24 protein-coding genes and 2 pseudogenes are annotated in these 23,108 nt (G+C 69.4%); 13 read left to right on the top strand and 13 right to left on the bottom strand.

The features are described from left to right. Positions 1–11 precede the first annotated feature (11 nt). The 3 genes from QFZ67_RS28370 to QFZ67_RS28360 form a co-directional block, all read right to left on the bottom strand. Complete coding sequence (locus QFZ67_RS28370) at positions 12–938, bottom strand: sugar ABC transporter permease (protein WP_307663886.1); 927 nt, start codon at positions 936–938, stop codon at positions 12–14. 61 nt (positions 939–999) lie between these two features. After that, the gene (locus tag QFZ67_RS28365; protein WP_307663885.1) at positions 1,000–1,998 is read right to left on the bottom strand and encodes a carbohydrate ABC transporter permease; all 999 of its coding nucleotides are present in this window, start codon (positions 1,996–1,998) and stop codon (positions 1,000–1,002) included. 144 nt (positions 1,999–2,142) lie between these two features. Next, positions 2,143–3,414, bottom strand: coding sequence for an extracellular solute-binding protein (locus QFZ67_RS28360; protein ID WP_307663884.1), 1,272 nt, complete (start codon positions 3,412–3,414; stop codon positions 2,143–2,145). A gap of 366 nt (positions 3,415–3,780) precedes the next feature. Between QFZ67_RS28360 and QFZ67_RS28355 the strand changes: the two genes are divergently transcribed. The 3 genes from QFZ67_RS28355 to QFZ67_RS28345 all read left to right on the top strand — a co-directional run bounded on the left by QFZ67_RS28355 (position 3,781) and on the right by QFZ67_RS28345 (position 7,464). Further along, the gene (locus tag QFZ67_RS28355; RefSeq protein WP_307663883.1) at positions 3,781–5,418 is read left to right on the top strand and encodes a glycoside hydrolase family 13 protein; all 1,638 of its coding nucleotides are present in this window, start codon (positions 3,781–3,783) and stop codon (positions 5,416–5,418) included. 25 nt (positions 5,419–5,443) lie between these two features. Continuing rightward, positions 5,444–6,499 (top strand): LacI family DNA-binding transcriptional regulator, encoded by a 1,056-nt coding sequence (locus QFZ67_RS28350; protein ID WP_307663882.1) that lies wholly within the window; start codon positions 5,444–5,446, stop codon positions 6,497–6,499. Positions 6,500–6,573: 74 nt separating this feature from the next. Next, on the top strand, positions 6,574–7,464 hold the full coding sequence (locus QFZ67_RS28345; RefSeq protein WP_307663881.1) for a phosphatase PAP2 family protein: 891 nt from the start codon (positions 6,574–6,576) through the stop codon (positions 7,462–7,464). 67 nt (positions 7,465–7,531) lie between these two features. Here the strand turns inward: QFZ67_RS28345 and QFZ67_RS28340 are convergent, their stop codons facing one another. Beyond that, complete coding sequence (locus QFZ67_RS28340; protein ID WP_307663880.1) at positions 7,532–10,519, bottom strand: bifunctional [glutamine synthetase] adenylyltransferase/[glutamine synthetase]-adenylyl-L-tyrosine phosphorylase; 2,988 nt, start codon at positions 10,517–10,519, stop codon at positions 7,532–7,534. Between the two features lie 214 nt (positions 10,520–10,733). On the opposite strand from QFZ67_RS28340, the gene QFZ67_RS28335 reads away from it, so the two are divergent. Together QFZ67_RS28335 and QFZ67_RS28330 are read left to right on the top strand one after the other, a co-directional pair. Then, entirely contained in the window at positions 10,734–11,276 is a 543-nt protein-coding gene (locus QFZ67_RS28335) for a pyridoxamine 5'-phosphate oxidase family protein (RefSeq protein WP_307663879.1), read from the top strand. Between the two features lie 39 nt (positions 11,277–11,315). Continuing rightward, positions 11,316–11,747: a VOC family protein gene (locus QFZ67_RS28330; protein WP_307663878.1), complete on the top strand. Its 432-nt coding sequence runs from the start codon at positions 11,316–11,318 to the stop codon at positions 11,745–11,747. A gap of 16 nt (positions 11,748–11,763) precedes the next feature. Here QFZ67_RS28330 and QFZ67_RS28325 read toward each other — a convergent pair whose 3' ends face one another. The 5 genes and pseudogenes from QFZ67_RS28325 to QFZ67_RS28305 all read right to left on the bottom strand — a co-directional run. Further along, on the bottom strand, positions 11,764–13,083 hold the full coding sequence (locus QFZ67_RS28325) for an aldehyde dehydrogenase family protein (RefSeq protein WP_307663877.1): 1,320 nt from the start codon (positions 13,081–13,083) through the stop codon (positions 11,764–11,766). 366 nt (positions 13,084–13,449) lie between these two features. Beyond that, positions 13,450–13,887 (bottom strand): type II toxin-antitoxin system VapC family toxin, encoded by a 438-nt coding sequence (locus QFZ67_RS28320; protein ID WP_307663876.1) that lies wholly within the window; start codon positions 13,885–13,887, stop codon positions 13,450–13,452. Next, a complete protein-coding gene (locus QFZ67_RS28315; protein ID WP_307663875.1) occupies positions 13,884–14,153 on the bottom strand; it encodes a hypothetical protein in 270 nt (89 codons plus the stop codon). Before QFZ67_RS28315 ends, QFZ67_RS28320 begins: the two co-directional genes overlap by 4 nt. 27 nt (positions 14,154–14,180) lie before the next feature. Continuing rightward, positions 14,181–14,907: pseudogene (locus QFZ67_RS28310) on the bottom strand (helix-turn-helix domain-containing protein). A gap of 52 nt (positions 14,908–14,959) precedes the next feature. Then, positions 14,960–15,040, bottom strand: a pseudogene (locus QFZ67_RS28305) (ATP-binding protein); the annotation flags it as partial. A 118-nt stretch (positions 15,041–15,158) separates the two neighbouring features. Here QFZ67_RS28305 and QFZ67_RS28300 point away from each other — a divergent pair. Genes QFZ67_RS28300 through QFZ67_RS28290 form a run of 3 tightly spaced genes read left to right on the top strand, consistent with a single transcriptional unit; the run spans position 15,159 to position 16,637 of the window. Further along, positions 15,159–15,995 (top strand): helix-turn-helix transcriptional regulator, encoded by an 837-nt coding sequence (locus QFZ67_RS28300; RefSeq protein ID WP_307663874.1) that lies wholly within the window; start codon positions 15,159–15,161, stop codon positions 15,993–15,995. After that, positions 15,992–16,183 carry a DUF397 domain-containing protein gene (locus tag QFZ67_RS28295; RefSeq protein ID WP_307663873.1) on the top strand — a complete coding sequence of 64 codons (192 nt, stop codon included), beginning with the start codon at positions 15,992–15,994 and terminating at the stop codon, positions 16,181–16,183. The genes QFZ67_RS28300 and QFZ67_RS28295 overlap by 4 nt, the downstream gene beginning before the upstream one ends. Before the next feature lie 19 nt (positions 16,184–16,202). Beyond that, entirely contained in the window at positions 16,203–16,637 is a 435-nt protein-coding gene (locus QFZ67_RS28290) for a VOC family protein (protein ID WP_307663872.1), read from the top strand. Positions 16,638–16,766: 129 nt separating this feature from the next. Here QFZ67_RS28290 and QFZ67_RS28285 read toward each other — a convergent pair whose 3' ends face one another. Together QFZ67_RS28285 and glnA are read right to left on the bottom strand one after the other, a co-directional pair. Then, on the bottom strand, positions 16,767–16,958 hold the full coding sequence (locus tag QFZ67_RS28285; protein WP_307665996.1) for an antitoxin: 192 nt from the start codon (positions 16,956–16,958) through the stop codon (positions 16,767–16,769). Positions 16,959–17,078: 120 nt separating this feature from the next. After that, positions 17,079–18,440: a type I glutamate--ammonia ligase gene (gene glnA / locus QFZ67_RS28280; protein ID WP_307663871.1), complete on the bottom strand. Its 1,362-nt coding sequence runs from the start codon at positions 18,438–18,440 to the stop codon at positions 17,079–17,081. A 234-nt stretch (positions 18,441–18,674) separates the two neighbouring features. Here glnA and QFZ67_RS28275 point away from each other — a divergent pair, with 234 nt between their 5' ends. From QFZ67_RS28275 to QFZ67_RS28265, 3 genes are read left to right on the top strand one after another with little or no spacing between them, the layout of a single operon-like run. Then, complete coding sequence (locus QFZ67_RS28275; RefSeq protein ID WP_307663870.1) at positions 18,675–19,076, top strand: hypothetical protein; 402 nt, start codon at positions 18,675–18,677, stop codon at positions 19,074–19,076. A gap of 60 nt (positions 19,077–19,136) precedes the next feature. Then, positions 19,137–19,778, top strand: coding sequence for a DUF3105 domain-containing protein (locus QFZ67_RS28270; RefSeq protein ID WP_307665995.1), 642 nt, complete (start codon positions 19,137–19,139; stop codon positions 19,776–19,778). Continuing rightward, positions 19,775–20,449 carry a DUF305 domain-containing protein gene (locus QFZ67_RS28265; protein ID WP_307663869.1) on the top strand — a complete coding sequence of 225 codons (675 nt, stop codon included), beginning with the start codon at positions 19,775–19,777 and terminating at the stop codon, positions 20,447–20,449. The genes QFZ67_RS28270 and QFZ67_RS28265 overlap by 4 nt, the downstream gene beginning before the upstream one ends. A 36-nt stretch (positions 20,450–20,485) precedes the next feature. Here the strand turns inward: QFZ67_RS28265 and QFZ67_RS28260 are convergent, their stop codons facing one another. Then, positions 20,486–20,923 (bottom strand): DUF5990 family protein, encoded by a 438-nt coding sequence (locus QFZ67_RS28260; protein ID WP_307663868.1) that lies wholly within the window; start codon positions 20,921–20,923, stop codon positions 20,486–20,488. Positions 20,924–21,084: 161 nt separating this feature from the next. Here QFZ67_RS28260 and QFZ67_RS28255 point away from each other — a divergent pair, with 161 nt between their 5' ends. After that, the gene (locus tag QFZ67_RS28255; protein ID WP_307663867.1) at positions 21,085–21,504 is read left to right on the top strand and encodes a CBS domain-containing protein; all 420 of its coding nucleotides are present in this window, start codon (positions 21,085–21,087) and stop codon (positions 21,502–21,504) included. On the opposite strand, the gene QFZ67_RS28250 is transcribed toward QFZ67_RS28255, so the two are convergent. Continuing rightward, positions 21,489–22,379: an alpha/beta fold hydrolase gene (locus QFZ67_RS28250; RefSeq protein WP_307663866.1), complete on the bottom strand. Its 891-nt coding sequence runs from the start codon at positions 22,377–22,379 to the stop codon at positions 21,489–21,491. The genes QFZ67_RS28255 and QFZ67_RS28250 overlap by 16 nt on opposite strands. Positions 22,380–22,578: 199 nt before the next feature. On the opposite strand from QFZ67_RS28250, the gene QFZ67_RS28245 reads away from it, so the two are divergent. Continuing rightward, positions 22,579–23,037, top strand: coding sequence for a hypothetical protein (locus QFZ67_RS28245; RefSeq protein ID WP_307663865.1), 459 nt, complete (start codon positions 22,579–22,581; stop codon positions 23,035–23,037). Positions 23,038–23,108: the final 71 nt, after the last annotated feature.

Raw genomic sequence — 23,108 nt, 5'->3', positions numbered from 1 at the left:
GGTTCGTGGGGTCAGGACTTGGCGGCGCCGGCGGTGAGGCCGGTGACCAGGTGGCGCTGGACCAGGTAGAAGAACAGCGACGCGGGGATGGCGATGAGCACAGAGGTCGCGGCCATCAGGTCCCACTGGGTGTCGTGCTCGCTGATGAAGGTGGTCAGGCCGATGGCGAGGGTGTACTTGTCGTCGCTGAGCATGAACACCGACGCATAGGCGACCTCGGCCCAGGCGGTGAGGAAGGTGTAGAACGCGGCCACCGCCAGGCCCGGCCGGGCGAGCGGCAGGATCAGCCGGTAGAAGGTGCCGAACGGGGTGAGCCCGTCGATCCGGCCGGCTTCGTCGATCTCCGCGGGGATGGTGTCGAAGTACCCCTTGAGCAGCCAGGCGCAGTACGGGATCGCCGTGGTGCAGTAGACCAGGATCAGGGCCCAGTAGGTGTCCAGCAGACCCAGGTTGGCCAGGATGTTGTAGAGCGGCACCATGAGGATGGCGACCGGGAACATCTGGGTGACCAGGAAGGTCCACATCAGCTGGCGGTGGCCGGGGAAGCGCATCCGGGAGACCGCGTAGCCGGAGCTGGCGGCGATGAAGACGCCGAGCAGGCAGGTACCGAGCGCGACGATCAGCGAGTTGACGAACCACTGGAGGAACGACGTGTCGTTCAGGACCGTCGTGTAGTTCTCGAAGCTGATCTTGTCGGCGATCTCGCCGGGGTGGAGGAAGTCGGTCTTGTCCGGGCCGAGCGAGATCCAGGCGATCCAGCCGATCGGGAAGGCCGCGATGAAGCTCGCGATGATCAGCACGGTGTGGATCAGCACGGATGCGGAACGGGGACGCTCTCCGCGCTTCACCTGCCGCTTGCTCGCGGGGCGCTTGCGGGGCGGGACGGCGGTGGCCGCTTCGGCCGCTCCCGCGACCGGGAGACCTGCTGTGGTGCTCATGGGGTTGGCTGCCCTCTCTTTCGTCATGGCTGGTGCTGTTGCTCGACGGCCTGGGCGGCCGTCAGGCGGCCTTCTCGTTGCGGGCCAGCCAGCGCCGGTAGAAGGAGGCGAAGACGATGAGCATCGACAGGATGATGACGCCGTATGCGGCGGAGCCGGCGTAGTCGCGCGGGTCCTGTCCGAAGCCGAGGCGGTACGCCCAGGTGACGAGGATCTGGGCTTCGGTGCCCGAGTTGTTGCCGAACAGCAGGAAGATGACGACGAACTGGTTGAAGGTCCAGATGACTCCGAGCAGGACGACCGTGCTGCTGACCGAGCGCAGGCCGGGCAGCGTCACATAGCGGAAGCGCTGCCAGGGGGTTGCGCCGTCCACCTCGGCGGCCTCGTAGAGCTCGGGCGGGATCGACTGCAGGCCGCCGAGGAGAGAGACCATCATGAAGGGGACGCCGACCCAGGTGTTGACCATGATGGCGGCGGTCTTCTGCCAGAAGGGGTCGCTGAGCCAGGCCGGGGTGGGCAAGTGGGCCCATTCCAGAGCCATGTTGAGGACGCCGCCGTCGTCGGCGAGGATCAGCCGCCAGGCGAAGACGGTGACAAAGGTCGGCACCGCCCACGGCAGGATCAGGACCATCCGGTAGAAGGTGCGGCCGCGCATCTTGCGGTTCAGCAGCTGGGCGAGCCCCAGGCCGATCCCGTAGTGCAGGGCCACACAGACGATCGTCCAGACGATGGTCCAGGTGAAGTGGGGCCAGAACTGGTGGTCGCCGCCGGAGAGGATCTCCGTGTAGTTGTCGAAGCCCACCCACGAGAAGCTGTCGGGGATCTTGTTGACGCCGATGGTCCGGCCCACGTTGGTGCTGTCGGCATCGGTCAGCGACAGGTAGATGCCGCGGCCCAGGGGGTAGAGCACCAGCACGCCGATGACCGCGACGACCGGGGCCACCATCGCCCAGGCATACCAATTCCGGTTGTACGACTGCCTGATACGGCTCATCGGCCCGGGGCGCGGTGCATTGCCAGGCTGGGTCTTTCGGCTTCCGCCCTCGACGGCGACGGTCATCTTCGACACCTTTACGACAGATTCTTAAGCGGGTGTACGGCGTGGCGGTACGGACCGCTCCCGAACGGGGACGGGGCCGTACCACCACGGGCGACCGTCCGTCCCGTCCCTGTGCGGGAGCGGTCCGGACGGCCGGTGGGTGCCTTAGGAGAAGTCCTTGAGCAGCTTCTTGTAGGACTCGGCGGTGGTGTCGAGGCCCTTCTGGGTGCTCACCTTGCCCTGAAGGATCGCGGTGAGGTTGGTGCCGAGGTCGGCGAAGAGCGAGCTGTATTCGGGCAGTTCCGGACGGGGCCGGGCGGAGCCGGAGAGGATGCTCTGGAACTCGGCGATGCCCGGGGTGGCCTTGACCTCGGCGGTGTAGGCGGAGGTCCGGGTCGGCAGGGTGCCGTTCTTCAGCGCGATCTTGGCCTGGGTCTCACCCGAGGTCATGAAGCCGACGAACTTCTGGGCCGCGACCTGGTGCGCCTTGTCGGAGCCGGCGTAGACGGCGAGGTTGTGGCCGCCGGTCGGGGCGCCGGCCTTGCCGGTGGAGCCGGCCGGGACGCCGGAGATGCCGAGGTTGGCCTTGTCCTTGAAGGCGGCGCCCTTGTAGATGTTCGTCAGCTCCCACGGGCCCTGGACGATCATCGCGACCTTGCCGGTGTTGAACGCGTCCATCATGTGGGCGTAGGAGTCGGCGGTCACATCGAGCTTGGCGACACCCGGCGAGGCGAGCAGAGCCTTGCTCTGGTCGACGGCCTTGACGGCCTCGGGCGAGTTGACCGTGATCTTCTTCCCGGCGGCGTCGACCATGTCGGTGCCCTCGCCGAAGAGGAAGGGCAGCTCGAAGTAGGCGTCGGCGCGGAGCTGGAAGCCGTCGACTCCGGCCTTCTCCTTGACCGCCTTGGAGACCTTCTTGACCTCGTCCCAGGTGGTCGGCGCCTTGTCGTAGCCGGCCTTCTTCAGAATCTCCTTGTTCCACATCAGGCCGAGGGAGTCGGTGACGAACGGGGCACCGTAGGTCTTGCCCTGGTACTGGGCCTGCTTGAGCAGCGAGGGAGTGATGTCCCCGGTGTCCTTGAGCGCGTCCGTGCCGTCCAGCGGGGCCAGGAACTGCGACTTCGCCCACGAGGCGGTCCAGCCGACCTCGGCGCGGATGATGTCGGGAGCGCCCTTGCTGCCGGCCGCGGTCTGGAACTTGTTCTGCGCCTGGTCGAACGGGACGTTGACGTACTTGACCTTGATGTCCTTGTTCGCCTTCTCGAACTCGGCGATCATCGCCTTGTACGTCGGCGCCTCGTTCGTCGCGTTGGACGTGTCCCACCAGGTCAGGGTGACCGGGCCGGCGGCCTTGTCACCGCTGTCGCCCCCACCGCACGCCGTCGCTGCCAGTGCCAGTGCCGCTACCAGCGCGGTGGCCGCTATGCCACGCCGCATGTGAACTCCTTCAGAGATGCCCGAGATGGCGGAGGCGACCAGGCCCCCTGCCGACCGCTCCCTCGCGGCGCCGGGTTCGGCAGGAACGTAACAAGGATGAAAGGGAGCCGAAAGACCTTGCGGCAATTTTCTGCAAGAGCGGGGGATCGTTACATCCACGTGTCCTGAGGGTTGCCATTGCATCGCTTGACGGCGGTCCACTTGCGCTACTCGGGGCACCCCGAAGAGGGTTGCAAAGACCTTCGCAAGCCCTTGCAGAGACTGTTATTTTGGTCCTCAGCCCACCGTCACTACGGGCCCGCACCCACGTTGACCTCGTGAGATGTACGTCCCCCCGCCCCGGACAGTAACGAGAGGGACCCCCTTATGACCCACGAGCTCGCTGCCGCCATCGGCCTTCCGGCCCCCACGGCCGCCGAAGGGCCGCACCCTGCAAGCTCTTCCACCGAGGGCCCGGGCTGGTGGCGAGATGCCGTCATCTACCAGGTGTACGTGCGCTCCTTCGCCGACAGTGACGGTGACGGCATCGGCGATCTGCGCGGGGCCACCCAGCGTCTGCCGTATCTCGCACAGCTGGGCATCGACGCCGTCTGGCTCACGCCCTTCTACGCCTCCCCGCAGGCCGACGGCGGCTACGACGTCGCCGACTACCGGGCCGTCGACCCGCTCTTCGGGGATCTCGCCGACGCGGACGATCTCGTGCGCACCGCCCACGAGTTGGGCCTGAGGGTGATCGTGGACGTCGTCCCCAACCACACGTCGGACCAGCACCCGTGGTTCCGGGCCGCGCTCGCGGACCATGCCGGAGGAGCGGCCCGCGCGCGCTACCACTTCCGGCCCGGCAAGGGCCCTGCCGGCGAGCTGCCACCCAACGACTGGGAGTCGGTCTTCGGCGGCCCCGCCTGGACCCGGACCCCGGACGGTGAGTGGTACCTCCACCTCTTCGCGCCCGAGCAGCCCGACCTCGACTGGCAGAACGAGGAGGTGCACGAGGAGTTCGACTCGGTGCTGCGTTTCTGGCTGGACCTCGGCGTGGACGGCTTCCGCGTCGATGTCGCGCACGGCATGGTCAAGGCGGCCGGACTGCCGGACATCGGCCACAAGGAACAGGCCAGGCTCATCGGCGCACAGACACTGCCCTTCTTCGACCAGGACGGGGTGCACGAGATCCACCGCTCCTGGCGCAGGCTCCTCGACTCCTACCCGGGGGACCGGATCGGCGTCGCCGAGGCCTGGGCCCCAAGCCCGGACCGGCTCGCGCTTTACGTACGCCCCGACGAGCTGCACCAGGCCTTCAACTTCCAGTTTCTGCGGTGCCCTTGGGACCCCGAGGCGATGCGCAGTGTGATCGACGAGTCACTGGCCGCCACCGCCTCGGTGGGGGCGCCGACCACCTGGGTGCTCTCCAACCACGACGTGGTTCGCCACACCACCCGCTACGGCGGCGGCCGGCAGGGGCTGCGCCGGGCCCGCGCGGCCGCGCTGCTCATGCTCGCGCTGCCCGGTTCGACATACATCTACCAGGGCGAGGAGCTCGGACTGCCCGAGGTCACCGACCTGCCGGACGAGGTGCGCCAGGACCCCGCCTTCTTCCGGGCGGCGGGGCAGGACGGCTTCCGCGACGGCTGCCGGGTGCCGATCCCGTGGTCGGGCCAGGAGCCGCCGTACGGCTTCGGCCCCGGAACGAGCTGGCTGCCCCAGCCCCGGACCTGGCGGGAGCTGTCCGTGGCGGCACAGACCGGCGACCCGTACTCGACGCTCGAGCTCTACCGCTCGGCGCTGGCGCTGCGCCGTACGCTGCCGGGCGGCCCGATGCGGTGGCTGCCGGGGCCCGAAGGGCTGCTCGCGCTGTCCCGCACGGGCCTGGTCTGCACCCTCAACACCACGGGATCGGAGATCGAACTGCCCCTGCCGGGACGGCTGCTGATCTCCTCCGCGGCCATGGAGCCGGTGGGTGACACAGCCCGTATTCCGGCTGATTGCTGTGCGTGGTGGGCAATCTGACGTGCGACCGGTAAGGTCCAGTCCTGTGACCGCACGGCTTGCCGACATCGCAGCCCAGGCGGGGGTCAGCGAAGCCACAGTCAGCCGCGTGCTCAACGGCAAGCCCGGTGTGGCCGCGGCCACCCGCGAATCCGTACTCGCAGCGCTCGACGTGCTCGGATACGAGCGCCCCGTGCGGCTGAAGCAGCGCAGCGCCGGCCTGGTCGGCCTGATAACGCCGGAGCTCGACAACCCGATCTTCCCGGCGCTCGCCCAGGTCATCGGCCAGGCCCTGACCCGGCAGGGCTACACCCCGGTCCTTGCCACCCAGACCCCGGGCGGCTCCACCGAGGACGAGCTCACCGAAATGCTGGTGGACCGCGGGGTCTCGGGAATCATCTTCGTCTCGGGCCTGCACGCGGACACCACCGCCGACATGCAGCGCTACGACCAGCTGCGCGGACAGGGCGTGCCCTATGTCCTCCTCGGCGGCTTCTCGCCCAAGGTGAAGGCCCCCTTCGTCTCGCCCGACGACCGGGCCGCGATGCATCTCGCCGTGACCCATCTCGTCTCACTCGGCCACACCCGGATCGGCCTGGCGGTCGGCCCGAAGCGTTTCGTTCCCGTACTGCGGAAGATCGAGGGCTTCCAGCAGGCCATGGAGGCCCGACTCGGTCTCGCCCCCGAGGAGTCCGAGGAGCTGATCCAGCACTCCCTCTACACCCTCGAAGGCGGCCAGGCCGCGGCGGGCGCCCTGATCGGGCTCGGGTGCACCGCAGTGGTGTGCGCGAGCGACATGATGGCGCTCGGCGCGATCCGGGCCGCGCGTGGGCGGGGCCTGAAGGTGCCGGGCGACGTCTCTGTGGTGGGCTTCGACGACTCCCCCCTCATAGCGTTCACGGACCCGCCGCTGACCACCATCCGGCAGCCGGTGCAGGCCATGGGACAGGCCGCTGTCCGCACCCTCCTGGAGGAGATCGGCGGGACTCCCGCTCCGCACAGCGAATTCGTCTTCATGCCGGAGCTGGTGGTACGGGGATCGACCGCCTCGGGGCCCGTACAGCGTCCCTCACAGGGACCCGGTGGAGACAGTCGTCCCTAGGGCGTAGACAATGCAAACAGGACCAGACCGGGGGATGATCAGTGTGGAGGCAGCATCTGGCAGACTCTCGTCCCATGGGTGAATCGACCGTGAAGACTATGGAAGGCCGGACGGCCACCCCGTCACCCATGGCGGACGAGGTCACCGAAGCGCCTTCGCGCAGCCGGCTGCAACAGCTACGGTCGCCGAGCCGCCCGCGAATCTGGTTCGAAATCCTGCTGATCGCGGTGAGTTACTGGACGTATTCGCTGGTCCGCAATGCCGTTCCGGAGCAGAAGGCACAGGCACTGCGCAACGCGGACTGGATCTGGGATACCGAGCAGTCACTCGGCATGGCAGTGGAGCAGTCGGTCAACCACGCCGTGAATTCGGTGACATGGCTGATCGTCTCGATGAACTACTACTACGCCACGCTGCATTTCATTGTGACGATCGGCGTGCTGGTGTGGCTCTACCGCAGCCATCCGGGCCGCTATGCGGCTGCCCGTCTTGTCCTGTTCGCCACGACAGGCGTGGCGCTGGTCGGTTACTACCTGTATCCACTCGCGCCGCCCCGGCTGATGAACGGCAACGACTTCATCGACACGGTCCTGGTCCACCACACCTGGGGCTCGATGGCCTCGGGCAACCTGAAGAACATGTCGAACCAGTACGCCGCGATGCCGTCGATGCACATCGGCTGGTCGCTCTGGTGCGGCATCATCATTTTCGCGCTGGCGTCGGCGCCGTGGGCGAAGATCCTCGGTCTGCTCTATCCGACGCTGACGCTGGTCGTCATCGTGGCCACCGCGAACCACTTCTGGCTGGACGCGGTTGGCGGCATGATCTGCCTGGCCTTCGGCTTCGTGTTGTCGTACGCGTGGTTCCAGGCGTATCCGCACCAGCTGTCGCGGCGGGTCCCGGCGGTGGAAGAGGAGGCGAGCCGCCCGCGGGTGGTTCGCGCGCTGGGGTTCTCACGCCGCTAGGGGGCGATGCCCGGCTGGGGGATGCCCAGACCAGCCCGCACCCTGGCACCCCCTAAGCCCTACCCCCCTACGCCCCGTAGAACAACTCCTCCACGACCGCCCGCGCCCTCCGCGTAATCCGCCGGTAGTCGTCAAGCATGTCCCCCACATGCCCCGGCCCGTACCCCAAGTACCGCCCCACCGCGCCCAGTTCGCGCCCGTCCGACGGGAACGTGTCCCCCGCGCGGCCACGGACCAGCATCACGCCGTTGCGCACCCGTGTCGCCAGCACCCACGCCTCGTCCAGGATCTGCGCGTCCTCCGTCGCGATCAGGCCCGCCGCGTGGGCAGCCGCCAGCGCCTCGCGGGTCCGCGTCGTACGCAGGCCAGGTTCCGCCCAGCCGTGGCGCATCTGGAACAGCTGGACCGTCCACTCGACGTCGCTCAGCCCGCCCCGGCCCAGCTTGGTGTGGAGCGTCGGGTCCGCGCCCCGCGGAAGGCGTTCGGACTCCATCCGGGCCTTCAGCCGGCGGATCTCGCGTACGGCGTCGTCGCCCAGACCCTCGGCGGGGTAGCGCAACGGATCGACCAGGTCCACGAAGCGCCGGCCCAGCTCCATGTCGCCCGCCATCGGCTCCGCCCTCAGCAGCGCCTGGCTCTCCCACACCAGCGCCCACCGGCGGTAGTACGCCTCGTACGAGGCAAGCGTGCGCACCAGCGGGCCGCTCTTGCCCTCCGGCCGCAGATCCGCGTCGATCAGCAGCGGCGGGTCCGCCGTCGGCACCTGCAGCAGCCTGCGCATCTCTGTGACGACGGTGTTCGCGGCGCGGGCCGCCTCCTGCTCGTCCACCCCCTCGCGCGGCTCGTGCACGAAGAGCACATCCGCGTCGGAGCCGTAACTCTGCTCGCGCCCCCCGAAGCGGCCCATGCCGATGACCGCGAACCGCGTCGGCAGCGTGTCGCCCCAATGCTCCCGTACCGCCGCCCTGAGCGCGCCCGCGAGCGTCGCCGCGTTCAGGTCGGTGACCGCGTTCCCGACCCGGTCCACCAGCGCCCCCGGGTCCGCCTCGGCCGGGCTGTCCTCGGTGCCGTACGAGCCGATCAGATCGGCCGCGGCGGTACGGAACAGCTCGCGACGCCGTACGCCACGGGCCACGGCGACCGCCGCCTCCGCCGTGTCCGCGCGCCCGACAGCCGCAAGGATCTCTTGTTCCAGATGGTCCCGGCCGCGCAGTTTGAGGCCCTCCGGGTCGCCGAGCAGTGCCACCGCCTCGGGCGCCCGCAGCAGCAGATCGGGGGCGAGCCGCCCGGCGGACAGCACCCGGGCCAGGTTCTCCGCGGCCGCGCCCTCGTCCCGCAGCAGCCGCAGATACCAGGGCGTCTTGCCGAGCGCGTCGGACACCTTGCGGAAGCCCAGCAGCCCGGCGTCCGGGTCGGCCGAGTCGGCGAACCAGCCGAGCAGCACGGGCAGCAGGGTCCGCTGGATCGCGGCCTTGCGGGTCACGCCTGACGACAGGGCCTCCAGATGGCGCAGGGCGGCGCCGGGGTCGGCGTAGCCCAGCGCCTCGAGCCGCTGCCGCGCCGCCTCCGGGCTGAGCCGCGTTTCGCCGGGCGTGAGCTGTGCGACGGCGTCGAGCAGCGGCCGGTAGAACAGCTTCTCGTGCAGCCGCCGCACCACCGACGCGTGGCGCTTCCACTCCTTGTTGAGCTCGGCGACCGGGTCCGTACGCAGTCCGAGTGAGCGGCCGATACGGCGCAGATCGGCCTCGTCCTCCGGCACCAGATGCGTACGCCGCAGCCGGAACAGCTGGATGCGGTGCTCCATGGCGCGCAGGAAGCGGTATGCGGAGTCCAGCTGCGCCGCGTCCGCCCGCCCCACATACCCGCCTGCCGCCAGCGCCCGCAGCGCGTCGAGCGTGCTGCCGCTGTGCAGGGTCGCGTCGCCGCGCCCGTGCACCAACTGCAGCAGCTGTACGGCGAACTCGACGTCCCGCAGCCCGCCGGGGCCCAGCTTGAGCTCGCGCTCGACCTCCGCGACCGGGATGTTGTCGACGACGCGGCGGCGCATCTTCTGCACGTCAGCGACGAAGTTCTCGCGCTCGGCGGCCTGCCACACCAGCGGTGAGACGGCCTCGATGTACTCCTCGCCGAGCGCGGGGTCCCCGGCCACCGCCCGGGCCTTCAGCAGCGCCTGGAACTCCCAGGTCTTGGCCCAGCGCTGGTAGTACGCGAGGTGGCTGGAGAGGGTGCGCACCAGCGGGCCGTTGCGCCCCTCGGGCCGCAGATTGGCGTCGACGGGCCAGATCGTGCCCTCGACCGTCGTCTCGGAGCAGATCCGCATCAGGTGGGAGGCCAGCCGGGTCGCGGCCTGCATGGCCTTGCTCTCGTCGGCGTCCTCGGCCGGCTCGCCGACGAAGATGACGTCCACGTCGGACACGTAATTGAGCTCGTGGCCACCGCACTTGCCCATGGCGATGACGGCCAGCCGGCACAGCGCGGCGTCGCCGGGCGCGGCGGTCCGGGCGATGGCGAGGGCGGCCCGCAGCGTGGCCGTCGCGAGGTCGGCCAGTTCGGCGGCGGTCTCGGCGACATCCGTCGTGCCGCACACATCGCGGGCCGCGATGGAGAGCAGGCACCGCCGGTAGGCGATCCGCAGCGTGACCGGGTCGGTCGCGTCGGCCAGGCCGCGCTCGAACTCCTCGACGCCCGGGTGCAGATCGGCCGCCTCGTAGGTGACGAGGGCCTTCCAGTCGCTCGGGTGGCGGGCCAGATGGTCGCCGAGCGCCTCGGATGCGCCGAGCGCTCCGAGCAGCCGGTCTCGCAGGGGCTTCGCGCTGACCAGGGTGTCGAGGAGGCTCTGCCGGCCCGCCGGTTTCTGCGCCTCCACGAGCCGTACGAGGCTGCGGAGCGCGAGGTCGGGATCGGCGACCGCGCCGAGCGCGTCGAGGAGCACCGGGTCGCTCCGTACGGATGCCATGTCCGGGAGGCCGAGGAGCCGCTCGGCGGCGGAGGGATCGGTGAAGCCGTGCCGCAGCAGTCGCGTGAAGGTACTGCTTCTGCGCCCCGGCACCGTCATTCCGCCGTCTCCCGTCCTGCCCGATCAAGGTATGTCCGGCTCGATCCCGATCAAGGTACGGAGTCGAGCCTAGCCGCAGGGGCCCGCGGGGGACCCCGGTGATCCTCGCCGTTGTGCGCAGCCCGGCATCCGGCGGGATGACCGCCGGCCGATGAGTACGGGAGCCGGGCGCGGTCAACACATTCGGTGACCCCGAATGCGATAGGACCGCGCCATGCCTGAAAGCACGCACCTGCCCGAGCGGACCCCGGTGGCCGAGCTGGACGCCCGCTACAGCGACCCGAAGGCCACGGCCGCCGACTGGGACCTGGCGGTCGCGCTCCTGGAGGCCGCCGAGATCTTCTGGCTGTCGACGGTCCGCCCCGACGGCCGCCCGCACGTCACCCCGCTGATCGCCGTGTGGCTGGACGGCGGGCTGCATTTTTGCACCGGCGCCGACGAGCGCAAGGCCAAGAACCTCCGCGACAATCAGGAGGTGGTCCTCACCACCGGCGCCAACAGCCTCACGGAGGGCTATGACCTGGTGATCGAGGGCGCGGCGGTGCGCGTGAGTGACGAGACACGACTGCGCTCGCTGGCCGCCGCGTACACCGAGAAGTACGGTGCGGACTGGCAGTTCGACGTCCGCGACGGCACCTTCGTGGGCGACGGCGGCCCCGCCCTGGTCTTCCGCGTGGAGCCACGGACGGCCTTCGGCTTCGGCAAGGGCGATCCGTACGCCCAGACCCGCTGGCGGTTCACTCAGTTCGCCCAGTAATTCGCACGGTGATTCGAACAGGGAGAGGGAGCAGCACCGATGGAATGGACGCTCGAAGTCGTCACCGTTCCGGTTTCGGACCTGGACCAGGCGAAAAGCTTCTACGAGGACAACTGCGGATTCAAGGTCGACACCGACACCCGCATCACCGACGACACCCGCATCATCCAGCTGACCCCACCGGGCTCCCGCTGTTCGATCGCCCTTATCGCGGGCATGCCCCCCGCCCCGGGCCAGCACGAAATGGAGCCCGGCTCGCTCCAGGGCCTCCAGCTGTGCGTGACGGACATCCACACGGCCCACGCCGAACTGTCCGACCGCGGCGTGGAGGTCAGCAACGTCCAGCACCTGGGCGCGAACGGCTGGGAGGACGGCAGCGGCGACACCTGGAACTCGTTCATGTTCTTCAGGGACCCCGACGGCAACGGCTGGGTGGTCCAGCAGGCCCCGGCACCACTGGCCGACCGCTGAGCGGGTGCCGGGCGATTCAGCCGAGCGGCATGTCCAGCACAGCCTTGCGGTGGCTGAACGTCTCCAGCGAGTAGCGGCCGTGGTAGTTGCCCATGCCGCTCTCGCCGACACCTCCGAAAGGCAGATCGGACACCGTGAGATGAGCCAGCGGGAGGCCGAACCCGACGCCGCCCGAGGAGGTCTCCGCCAGCAACCGGTCGCGGGTTGTGGCGGATTCCGTGAACGCGTACAGCGCCAGCGGCTTGTCCCGATCGTTGATGAACGCGATGGCCTCGTCGAGGCCGGCGATCTCCACGATCGGCAGAATCGGGCCGAAGATCTCCTCGGACATGACCGGGGAGTCCGGCGCCACTCCCGCCAGTACGGTCGGGGCGAGGTAGCGGCTCGCGCGGTCGTGCTCGCCCCCGACGACCGGACGGCCCGAGCCGAGGAGGCCGGTCAGCCGGTCGAAGTGCCGTTCGTTGACGATCCGGCCGTATTCGGGCGAGGCAGCCGGATCGTCGCCGTACGTCTGCTGCACAGCCGTCTCCAAGGCGTCCTCGAGCTTGCTCGCGGTCACCGGGTCGGTGAGCACATAGTCCGGGGCTACGCAGGTCTGCCCCGCGTTGAGGAACTTCGTGGCCACGAGCCGGGAGGCCACCGTCTGCAGGTCCGTGCCCTGGTCGACGAATGCGGGCGACTTCCCGCCGAGTTCCAGCGTCACCGGGGTGAGGTGCTCGGCGGCCGCGCGCATCACGATGCGGCCCACGGTTCCGTTGCCGGTGTAGAAGATGTGGTCGAGGTGCTGCTCCAGCAGGGCGGTGGTCTCCGGGACGGCACCTTCCACCACGGCCAGCGCGTCGCTGTCGACGAACTGCGGCAGGAGCTCGGCGATGACCCGGGAGGTGGCCGGAGCCAGCTCGCTCGGCTTGGCGACGACGCAGTTGCCCGCGGCGAGCGCGCCGACCACCGGCGCCAGCAGCAGGTGCGCCGGATAGTTCCACGGCGCGATGACCAGTACGACACCCAACGGGTCATGCACCGTCCATGCCGTCGCCGTACGGAGACGTTCGGGAACCTTGGCGGGCTCGGGCCGCAGCCACTCCTCCAGGTGTTCCAGGGTGTTGTCGATCTCGCCCACGGTGGAGCCGATCTCGGTACGGAACACCTCGCGCTCGCTCTTGCCCAGGTCCGCACGGAGCGCGGCGGCGAATTCCTGACTGTGCTCGGTCAGCATGGTCCGCAGGCCGATCAGCTGCTCCCTACGCCAGGAGAGCGGCTTGGTACGCCCGGTGCGGAAGGTGGCACGCAGCCGGGCGACGACATCGGCGGGGTGTTCAGCGTTTGAGTGCACCATGGCTCCTCGATACGGATGTAGGTGTATCCACCAACAATACGATGCGGCCAGGACTTCCCTCGTCGCCGAACAGATTTCGGCAGCCCTCGCCGGCTCGGCATCCGTGGCGTCGCGCCTCAGTGGGCCCTCGTCTGTGCGGGAAAGTCCTGCTGGAGCCACCTTGCCGGTTCCCCAGCGGGGCGGCATCCGGTGAGCCGCCGGCCGGGCTACGGCCCCGCCGAGGTCCCTGAACCAGGAGATGGGGCTGATCTGCCCCCGTGGCCTTCGGGGATCTTGACTGCACTCAAGGACCCCGACGGCAACGGCTGGGTGGTCCACCAGGCCCCGGCACCACTGGCCGACCGCTGAGCCCAACGACTGGGCACGCTATGCGTCGTCGGGCAGGATCCGGAAGTGGGAGTATCTGCCGCCCAGCGGCCTGACGGTCCGGAAGTCGCGAATGTCCCGGGTCAGGACGGCATCCGTGTCGTACTCGGCGGCCAGGCCGACGTTCACCGCGTCCACCAGGTCGAGGTCGAGAGTTTCGTACCGGGCACGTACCGACAGAGCGGCTTCGAGGATCTCGGGGGTCGTCGCGGCCAAAACCAGCCGCATCCGCCGGACGCGAGAGGTCAGTGAGCGAAGGATTCCATCGGCGGCGGCACGCCCGGCGCGGCTGGTGGCCACCTGATGCACCTCAGTCAGGGCCAGGGGGGTGGCGACGAGGAAGCCGCACCGATCAGCGGCCTTCCTGGCCTCCTGGTGGGCCGGGTCGGAGCGGTTGAAGAGGGTGAGGAGCCCAGAGGTGTCGGCGATGGCGATCACGCCGCGTGCCCCCGGTTGCGGCGTTCCCGTGCCTCGCGGCCGTCGGTCACTGCCGCGCGAATGTCGTCCCTGGTGACGGGCTCACCCAGGTCAAAGGTCTCCTCGTCGGTGACGAAGGGCTCGTCCCAGACGCGATGGGCCAGGGCGATGCGATGGATGCCCTCGCGGATGATCTCGGCCTCCGGGACACCCAGGCGGGCGGCAGCGTCCTTGATCAGAGCAAGGTCGCTGTCGTCGGCGTAGACGTTGGTGCGCTTCAAAGCCATACCTTCAAGGTACAGGTTGTGTACCTGCTAGGCCGCAGCAACGCGTGCGGTGCAGGCGGGGCAGCATCCCGGGTCCGGGGCGCGGAAGGCGCGGTCGCAGCGGTCGCAGTTCTGGAGCGGGTCCGGGCGCGGAGGCTCGACGCTCGCGGGGAGCGGTGGGGGAAGCAGTTCGGTGAGGCGGTGGGCCAGCAACGCCGCCGGGTGGTGGATCGGGCCCACGGGGAGCGCGGCGGTGAGGGTGCGGCGTACGAGGTGTCGGGCTCGATGCCGCGCTCCAGCCAGGCGGCGACGTACGGGGCGAGGCGGCGGATGTCTCGTTCCGCGAGGAGGAGGCGGGGTCTTCGCCCCGTAAGGCTGCGAGAAGGTCGCCGGCGACCGGCGAGGGCAGCGGCAGTACGGGAGCAGCCCGCGCGGGGAGCGGTGGCTCCGGCTCCGGCTCCGGCTCCGGCGGGGATGAACTCGGGCCCGCAGCAAGGGGGTTGTTGTACGAGACCGTACGCGTAATCACCTGGCCCGACGGCAGGCGCTCCCGCGTACGAACGAGATAGCCGTGCGCCTCCAGCTCACGGAGGGGGGCGGCGATGCGGACCTCGCCCTCGGGGCAGCGTTCGGCGAGCGCCTTGATGGAGACCTTCGCCCCGGTGGGCAGCGACTGGATGTGCACGGCCAACCCGATGGCGGCGAGGGAGAGTTCGCCGTGCTGGGCGAGGTGGTTTCCGACCACGGTGAAGCGGTCCGGGTGGCGGCGGTTGATGTGCCGGATGCCGGACGTGGGGACGAGGGACTGGGCGCACGAAGGCGCGTTATCGCGCGCCCCGGCGCGTGGGCGAGAGCAGCACGGTGAAGTGGCGTACAGATGTCGCAGTTCGGGTGATTTCTTGGTTCACATCACTCAGCGTGGCCACCCGCACCTACTCTGAACAGCAACGACGTCGGTACGCAGCGTTACTGTCCGGGCCGGGTCAGGGTCGGCCCGGGCAGTGCGGGAGCGCGGAGGAGGGCGGCATGGACGACGGTACGGAGCAGCAGAGTTGGGACGACGAGAGCGGGGCGGTCCTCAGGGCGGTCGGCCGCCAGCTCAAGGCGTGGCGGGAGGCGGCGGGGCTTCGGCAGGCGGAACTGGGAACGGCCATCGGGTACAGCGAGGAACAGGTCTCGTCGGTGGAGCGCGGACGCCAGGCACCGAAGGAGGCGTTCCTGGTCAGGACGGATGACGTCCTGGGGGCGGGCGGCAAGATCGCCGCGATGCAGAGGGACGTGGAGGAGGCCAGGTATCCGAAGAAGATCCGGGACCTGGCGAAGGTGGAGTCGGAGGCGGTCGAGCTCGGCGCGTTCAACAGCGGGGTGATCCACGGGCTGTTGCAGACCGAGGACTACGCGCGAGCTCTGTTCCGCATGAGACGGCCCTTGTACACCGAGGACGTCATCGAACGCGAGGTAGGTGCCCGGATGGCACGCCAGGACATCATCGACAAGACGAAGACCCTGCCTGTCTTCAGCTTCGTTCAGGACGAGGTGACGCTACGCCGACCCGTCGGCGGCAGAATGGTGCAGCGACGCCAGCTCGAACGACTGTTGGAGGTCGGGCAGTTCCGGAACGTCGAGATCCAGGTGATGCCGACCGACCGCGAGGAACATGCCGGTCTGACCGGCGGGTTCCGGATCTTCAAGCTCCGGAGCGGTGCGACGCTGGGGTATGCGGAGGTGCTGCACTTCACGCGCCTGATCTCCGAGCCGAGGGAGGTGCAGTTCCTGGAGATGCAGTATGGAAGCATCCGAGCGCAGGCTCTCACGCCACGGGAGTCGCTGGCCCTCATCGAGAAAGTGCGGGGAGAGACATGAACATCGAGCCCGAGTTGGCTTGGTTCAAGAGCAGCTACAGCACAGGCGAAGCCGGGTCCGACTGCGTCGAGGTAGCAGGCACCCCCAGCACCATCCACGTACGCGACTCCAAGAACACAACCGGCCCACAGCTCGCCTTCGCCCCGGAGGCATGGGCAGACTTCGTGACGCACACAGTCAACCGCTGACCGCCCAGGAGGCACCGGCATGGACTGGACGCTCGAAGTGGTCGTGGTCCCCGTCTCGGACGTGGACCGGGCCAGGGACTTCTACCGCGACAAGCTCGGCTTCAAGGTCGACGTCGACAAACGGGTCACCGCAGACATGCGCATCGTCCAGCTGACGCCTCCCGGCTCCGGGTGCTCGATCGTCATCGGTGAGGGCATCGGAGGCCCGGACGGCGGCCCGAAGCCCGGCTCCTACGCCGGACTTCAGCTCGTCGTCGCGGACATCAAGGCTGCCCACGCCGAGCTCGTCGAACGCGGCGTGGACGTCTCCGACCCCGTCGAGATCGCACCGGGCGACGGCGGGACCTTCATGCATTTCGCGGACCCGGACGGCAATGCCTGGGCGGTGCAGGAGTATCGCGTACGCGCCACAAAGCCGCTGTACGAGGTGCTGCGCCCCAGTCAGAGCGGCTAGAGCGGCTGAAGATCGGCGGGCGTAGGCATGGCGCACCCCCGGCCACACAGACACCGGCGGCCGGGAACGCGGGACCAACGCGTCCGCGCCCTCAGCCGCCGCATGAGGTGATCCGAGACCGCATCACGGTCAGGGTTGGGGCGGCTCTTCCCGGCGGTCCGAGCCGTACTGCTCCTTGAGCTTGTCCTGGCCGGTGTCGACCTGACCGGTGTACTTGCTCTGGGTCTTGTCGTCGACATAGTCACCACCCTTGTCGACGCCCTTGTCGGCGTGCGACTCGTGGCCCTTGAGCATGCTCTTGAGCTTGTCCATCATGGACATTCGGTCATCCTCCTCGCGCATGGGCCCCCACACCTCCAGGGTCACCGCACACCACGCGCTTCGCATCCGCACGGACGGCCGGGCCCCTGTCGGGCCCGGCCGTCCGCTGCGTACGCCCGGTTACAGCACCGGCAGGTTCTTCCGCAGCTCGAAGGCCGTGACCTCGCTGCGGTACTCCTCCCACTCCTGCTTCTTGTTGCGCAGGAAGAAGTCGAAGACATGCTCGCCGAGCGTCTCGGCCACCAGCTCGCTGCGCTCCATCAGCGCGATCGCCTCGCCGAGGTTCTGCGGCAGAGGCTCGATCCCCATCGCCCGGCGTTCGGCGTCCGAGAGCGCCCACACGTCGTCGTCCGCGCCGGCCGGGAGTTCGTAGCCCTCCTCGATGCCCTTCAGGCCCGCCGCCAGCAGCACCGCGTACGTCAGATACGGGTTGGCGCCGGAGTCGATCGAGCGGACCTCGACGCGCGCGGAGCCCGTCTTGCCCGGCTTGTACATCGGGACGCGGATCAGCGCCGAGCGGTTGTTGTGGCCCCAGCAGATGTACGAAGGGGCCTCGCCGCCCGCGCCCGCGCTGCGGGCCGAGCCGCCCCAGATGCGCTTGTAGGAGTTGACCCACTGGTTCGTCACGGCCGAGATCTCCGCGGCGTGGGTGAGCAGGCCCGCGATGAAGGAGCGGCCGACCTTGGAGAGCTGGTACTCCGCGCCCGACTCGTAGAAGGCGTTCCGGTCGCCCTCGAAGAGGGAGAGGTGGGTGTGCATCCCGGAGCCGGGGTGCTCGCTGAAGGGCTTCGGCATGAACGTCGCCTGGACACCCTGTTCCAGCGCGACCTGCTTCATCACCAGGCGGAACGTCATGATGTTGTCGGCCGTGGAGAGCGCGTCCGCGTACCGCAGGTCGATCTCCTGCTGGCCCGGCGCGCCCTCGTGGTGGCTGAACTCCACCGAGATGCCCATCGATTCGAGCATGGTGATCGCCTGCCGGCGGAAGTCCATGCCGACGTTCTGCGGGGTGTGATCGAAGTAGCCGGAGTTGTCCGCGGGGGTGGGGCGTGTGCCGTCCAGCGGCTTGTTCTTCAGCAGGAAGAACTCGATCTCGGGGTGGGTGTAGAAGGTGAAGCCCAGGTCCGAGGTCTTGGCCAGGATGCGCTTGAGGACGAAGCGCGGGTCCGCGAAGGACGGGGAGCCGTCGGGCATGAGGATGTCGCAGAACATCCGGGCCGTGCCGGGGGCCTCCGCTCGCCACGGCAGGATCTGGAAGGTGCTGGGATCCGGCTTGGCGATCATGTCGGATTCGTAGACCCGCGCGAAGCCCTCGATCGCGGAGCCGTCGAAGCCGATCCCTTCGTCGAAAGCCTGCTCCAGCTCGGCGGGAGCCACCGCGACCGACTTCAGGAAGCCGAGCACATCGGTGAACCACAGGCGCACGAAGCGGATGTCGCGCTCCTCGAGCGTACGGAGCACAAACTCCTGCTGCTTATCCATTTCCACCCATCCTTGCTGGTCAAGCCGCCTGCTTCGTACGAGCATGCCACCCACGAGTTTCAGGCGCGTTGCGTGCCCCGTCCAATGGCCGCTGTACCGGCTGAGCCCATTGTGGGTCAGGTCGTGCCCTGAGACGACCCTGAGGTCCCCAGATAGCTTGCTTACGGGCGTTTCCCAGCGATTACCGGCCCCGTATGAGGTGCCGGGCGCACCCGCACACTACGATCTGCGGCCATGGGGGGTTCGCGGCTCAACCACATCGCGCGCACCGCGCGTCCTATGGCGCTGCTCAGTGCCGTGGCGACGCTCCTCGGCGCGCTCTTCCTCTGTACGAGCCCGGCCGCGACCCCGTCCGGCCCGCACCACATACGCGCGACCTACGCGGTCTCAGCGACATCCGCGACCTCCGCCTCGGACGTCGAGACCGCGTACTCCTGCCCGTACGACAGGGGCGCCTGCGGGCTGCTGCCGCTGGTCAGGCCCGCTGTGCTCACCGCGCCGCCGCTGGACGCCCCGCTCGATGCGTGGGCGCAGCCCCCGCACCTCGGCCCCCCGCCGCCCGCCTCCCGGCTGCCCCGCTCGGAGGCGCTGCCGCGCGCCCCGGGCCTTCACGTTCTTCAAGTGCTGCGGACGTAGCAGGCCCCGCCTCCCCCCAGCCCCTTGATCACCGCAGACTTCACGAAGGACGACACCACCATGGCTTCCCGCAACAACGACCGCCGGGCCCGAATAGAGCAGATGCGCCGCGCCGAACAGGCCCGTGAGCGCCGCGGCCGCATCATCACGATCGCCGTCAGCGGTGTCGTCGTGGCCGGTCTCGTCGGCTTCGGCGTCTTCGTACTCAACAAGGAGTCGGAAAAGAAGGAGCAGAAGGTCGCCGAGGCCAAGGCTCCCGTCACCGGTGAGAAGACCTGGGACGCGAAGAAGCTCGGCCGCAAACACGTCGACAAGGCGGTCAGCTACCCGATGAAGCCGCCGGTCGGCGGCGACCACAACCAGGTGTGGATGAACTGCAACGGCGACGTCTACAAGGAGCCGGTCCCCGACATGAACGCCGTGCACTCGCTGGAGCACGGCGCGGTCTGGGTGACGTACAACGACAAGGCTCCGGCCGCAGACGTGACCAAGCTGAGCGAGAAGGTGAAGAAGACGACGTACTCGCTGATGAGCCCGGTCAAGGACCAAGCCGGCGCGATCATGCTGAGTGCCTGGGGCAAGCAGCTCACCGTCGACAGCGCGGACGACCCGCGCGTGAGCCAGTTCTTCACCAAGTACGTGCAGGGCGCGCAGACGCCGGAGCCGGGTGCGGCGTGCACGGGCGGGCTGGGCGCTCAGTGACCCGTCCGACCCGTACGCACTGGGCGGCGATCACGGCGGTCGTGCTCGCTCTGCTCTTCGCGGGCGCCGCCACGGTGGCCTCCGCGGGCGGCGGCGAAGACGCCAAGTCCCGTCCGCCGACGCCGACGGCGGCTTCGGCGGACGCGGGCTTCGCGCGCGACATGGCGGTCCACCATCAGCAGGCGGTGGAGATGTCCTTCATCGTGCGGGACCGTACGCAGGACGACGAGGTGCGACGGCTCGCGTACGACATCGCCAACACCCAGGCCAACCAGCGCGGCATGATGCTGGGCTGGCTTGATCTGTGGGGTCTGCCCAAGGTCTCCGCGGACAGCGAGCCGATGGCCTGGATACAGAAGGACGAGCACGGCGCGCACTCCGGACACAGCGCCGGGCATCAGGCCAAGGACGGCTCGCTGATGCCGGGCATGGCGACAAAAGCGGACCTTCAGCGGCTCGGCAAAGCCAGTGGCAAGCAGGCCGAGATCGAGTATCTCCAGCTGATGATCAGCCACCACAACGGCGGGATCACCATGGCCGAGGGCTGTGTGAAGCTCTGCACCGTCGATACGGAGCGGAGTCTCGCCCAGGGGATGGTGGACGCCCAGCGCTCGGAGGTCGGTCTGATGGTCGACCTGCTGCGCAAGCGGGGCGCTGAAGCCCGCACCTGAGCACCTGAGCACCAGAGCACCTCGCCTGATCTCGTATCAGGCGTCCGCCCCGGTCGGCCGCCAGCTGATCCGGGGCGGACGGACGGCCGCGCAGAGCGGCATGCCCTGCCCGTCCGTCAGCCCGAGCCCGGTCTCGACCGCACCGCCGGACAGGGCATCGTCGGGCAGGTCTGCGAGGAAGAGCTTGGCCCGCCGGAACATCGTGAACTCACCGCCCGGCGGCAGCTCGCCCCAGGTCAGATAGACGAAGCGCTCACCCCGCCGCCCCTGGACGTACGGGCCGCGGAAGTCGGCCGTGCCGTCGGACGCGGTGATCGTCTCGACGGGGATCTCGAAGACCGCCTCGGCCGCGTCGGCCGGCACCAGCTGGTCGGGCTCCCTGCCGCGCTGCGTACCTACGTGAATGTGGCGGTATTCGCCGCACGCGCTGCCGGGCAGCTCGCGGCCGGTGATCCTCAGGGTCAGCAGTGCCACTCTCAGGGCTCCTTCCACGTCTTCGGGCCGTCTTCGCGTCGGCCCCCCGTCGTCCTCGCCTCGTCCTCGGCTCGTCCTCGCGTCGCAGCGGTCGCGTACTCCGAACGGCCCAACGACAATGGGTGCGCTGGGGGGCATACCGGACGCAGGAGGTAGAACCCATGACCACCGCCAAAGACATCATGCACCCCGGGGCTCAGTGGATCCCCGCGCACGAGACCCTCGACCGTGCGGCGCAGCTGATGCGCGAACTGAATGTGGGCGCGCTGCCCATAGCCGACGCCGACGAACGGCTCTGCGGCATACTCACCGACCGCGACATCGTGGTCGGCTGTGTGGCCGTGGGACACGACCCCGCACAGATCACCGCGGGCGAAATGGCCAAGGGCACGCCGCGCTGGATCGAGGCGGGCGCCGACGTGGACTTGGTGCTGAATGAGATGGAGGGCCACCAGATCCGCCGGCTCCCGGTGATCGAGAACAAGCGGCTGGTAGGCATGATCAGCGAGGCCGATCTGGCCCAGCATCTGAGCGACGAGCAGATCGCCGAGTGGGTCGAGCGGGTCTACGCCCACCGCTGAGGAGTACCGGAGCCTGCCCGGACCTCTCGTAGTGCTTGCCCGTCACCGCCGGCCCCTGGCAGGTCGAGAATCGCCCGGGCCACCGCGTCCGGGCGGTCCAGCATCATCAGATGGCCCGCCGGCGCGACCGCCTCGAAGCGGGCGCCGAGCTGCCAGGCCAGTGCGCGCTGCCGTTCGATCCAGCGTTCTCCGCCGGCTGCCGCGGCGAGCACCGCGACGGGGGTATCCGGCAGGGCGTGGCGCTCACGCAGGGCGAGGAGTTCGGCGGCGACCGCGACGTAGTGGGTGTTCTCCAGGAGCGCGCCCTGCAGCACCCGGGACGTGGCGTAGCAGCGGCGTACGAGGGCGGCGGGGGCCGGGTCGCCGCCGGCGGTGCGGGAGAGGCGGACCACGGCGCGACGGGTGAGCGGTCCGAGCGCGGCGGGCACGCCCACGGCGGACAGGGCGGCACCGACACCGCGTGCCACCGCCGTACGGACCGCGGGCGCGGCGGGCACGCGCGCGTGCTCCTCGACGCTGGAGTCGACGAGCACGACAGCCGCGGTACGGGCGGGGTGCAGGCGGGCGAATGCCTCCGCGTGGAACCCGGCGATCGAGTGCCCGACGACGACGGCCGGCCCGTCCAGGCCGAGCGCGTCCAGTACGCCCGCGATGCGATGGCCCTCCCCGGCGGCGGACGGCGGCACGGCGCCCGGGCCACTCAGCCCGTGACCCGGGCGGTCGAAGCGGACGACGGTGAGGTGCGGGGCGAGCAGCGGCACCACGGGGTCCCAGTCGAACCAGCTCATCGCGAGCCCGGCGCTCAGTACGCAGACCGGGCCGCTGCCTTCGACGACCACATGGTGCGGCACGCCTCCCACTCGTACAAAGGTCACCCGTCGCTCCTTCGCCCCCTCCCGCGCCAGGGACAGCGCGAGCACCGGCGGTCAGCCTGCCACGAAGAGCACTTGGAGCCGTTGCCCGGCCCCCCAGTGACCAGATGGCGCGGGGGCGGCGCGGACACTTCCGCACATTGTGGGCTCATAAGGGCGGGTCGCATGTCGACATATACCGGGTGTGGGTAGTCTGCGGGCCATGGTCATCGGTCGGCGTGCGCGGTTCGGACAGCTGCTGCTGTTCGTGGCGCTGCTGTTCGGGATCGCCACGATGCACACGGTGGGACTCCCGGTGCCGGGTCACGGTGGCGGTGCGCAGGAGCACGGTGCGCGGGAGCACATAGTGCCGTCCTCCGCGGTGGAGCACACCGTCTCGACTTCGGCGGTGGACATGACGCCCCCTGGGGGCGACCACACCGCCGGCCCCGCGGGCCTGCCGAACACCGGACCGGAGTTGCCGGGCATTGGCGCGGACCGGATGACCCTGTACCTCGCCGTGCTGGACACCTTCACCCTCGTCCTGCTGACCGCGGGGCTACTGCGGACCGACCCCGTCGCTCTGCTCGCGGCCTGGCACGCCCGGATACTCCGTGCGCTCTGGCCCAACCCGCTTCCCCGCAAGACCCTCCTCGCCAGGCTGTCGGTGCTGCGGATCTAGAAGTGCGCCCCGGCTGCCTGGGAACCTCCCCGCTCCGAGCGGTGTACCAGAAGCAGCAGACGCGCCCATCT

It is taken from the genome of Streptomyces sp. V1I1, from assembly GCF_030817355.1.
Taxonomy (GTDB): domain Bacteria; phylum Actinomycetota; class Actinomycetes; order Streptomycetales; family Streptomycetaceae; genus Streptomyces.
The sequence above is the reverse complement of the archived record's forward strand: the minus strand, read 5'-3'. Positions and strand labels throughout refer to the sequence as shown.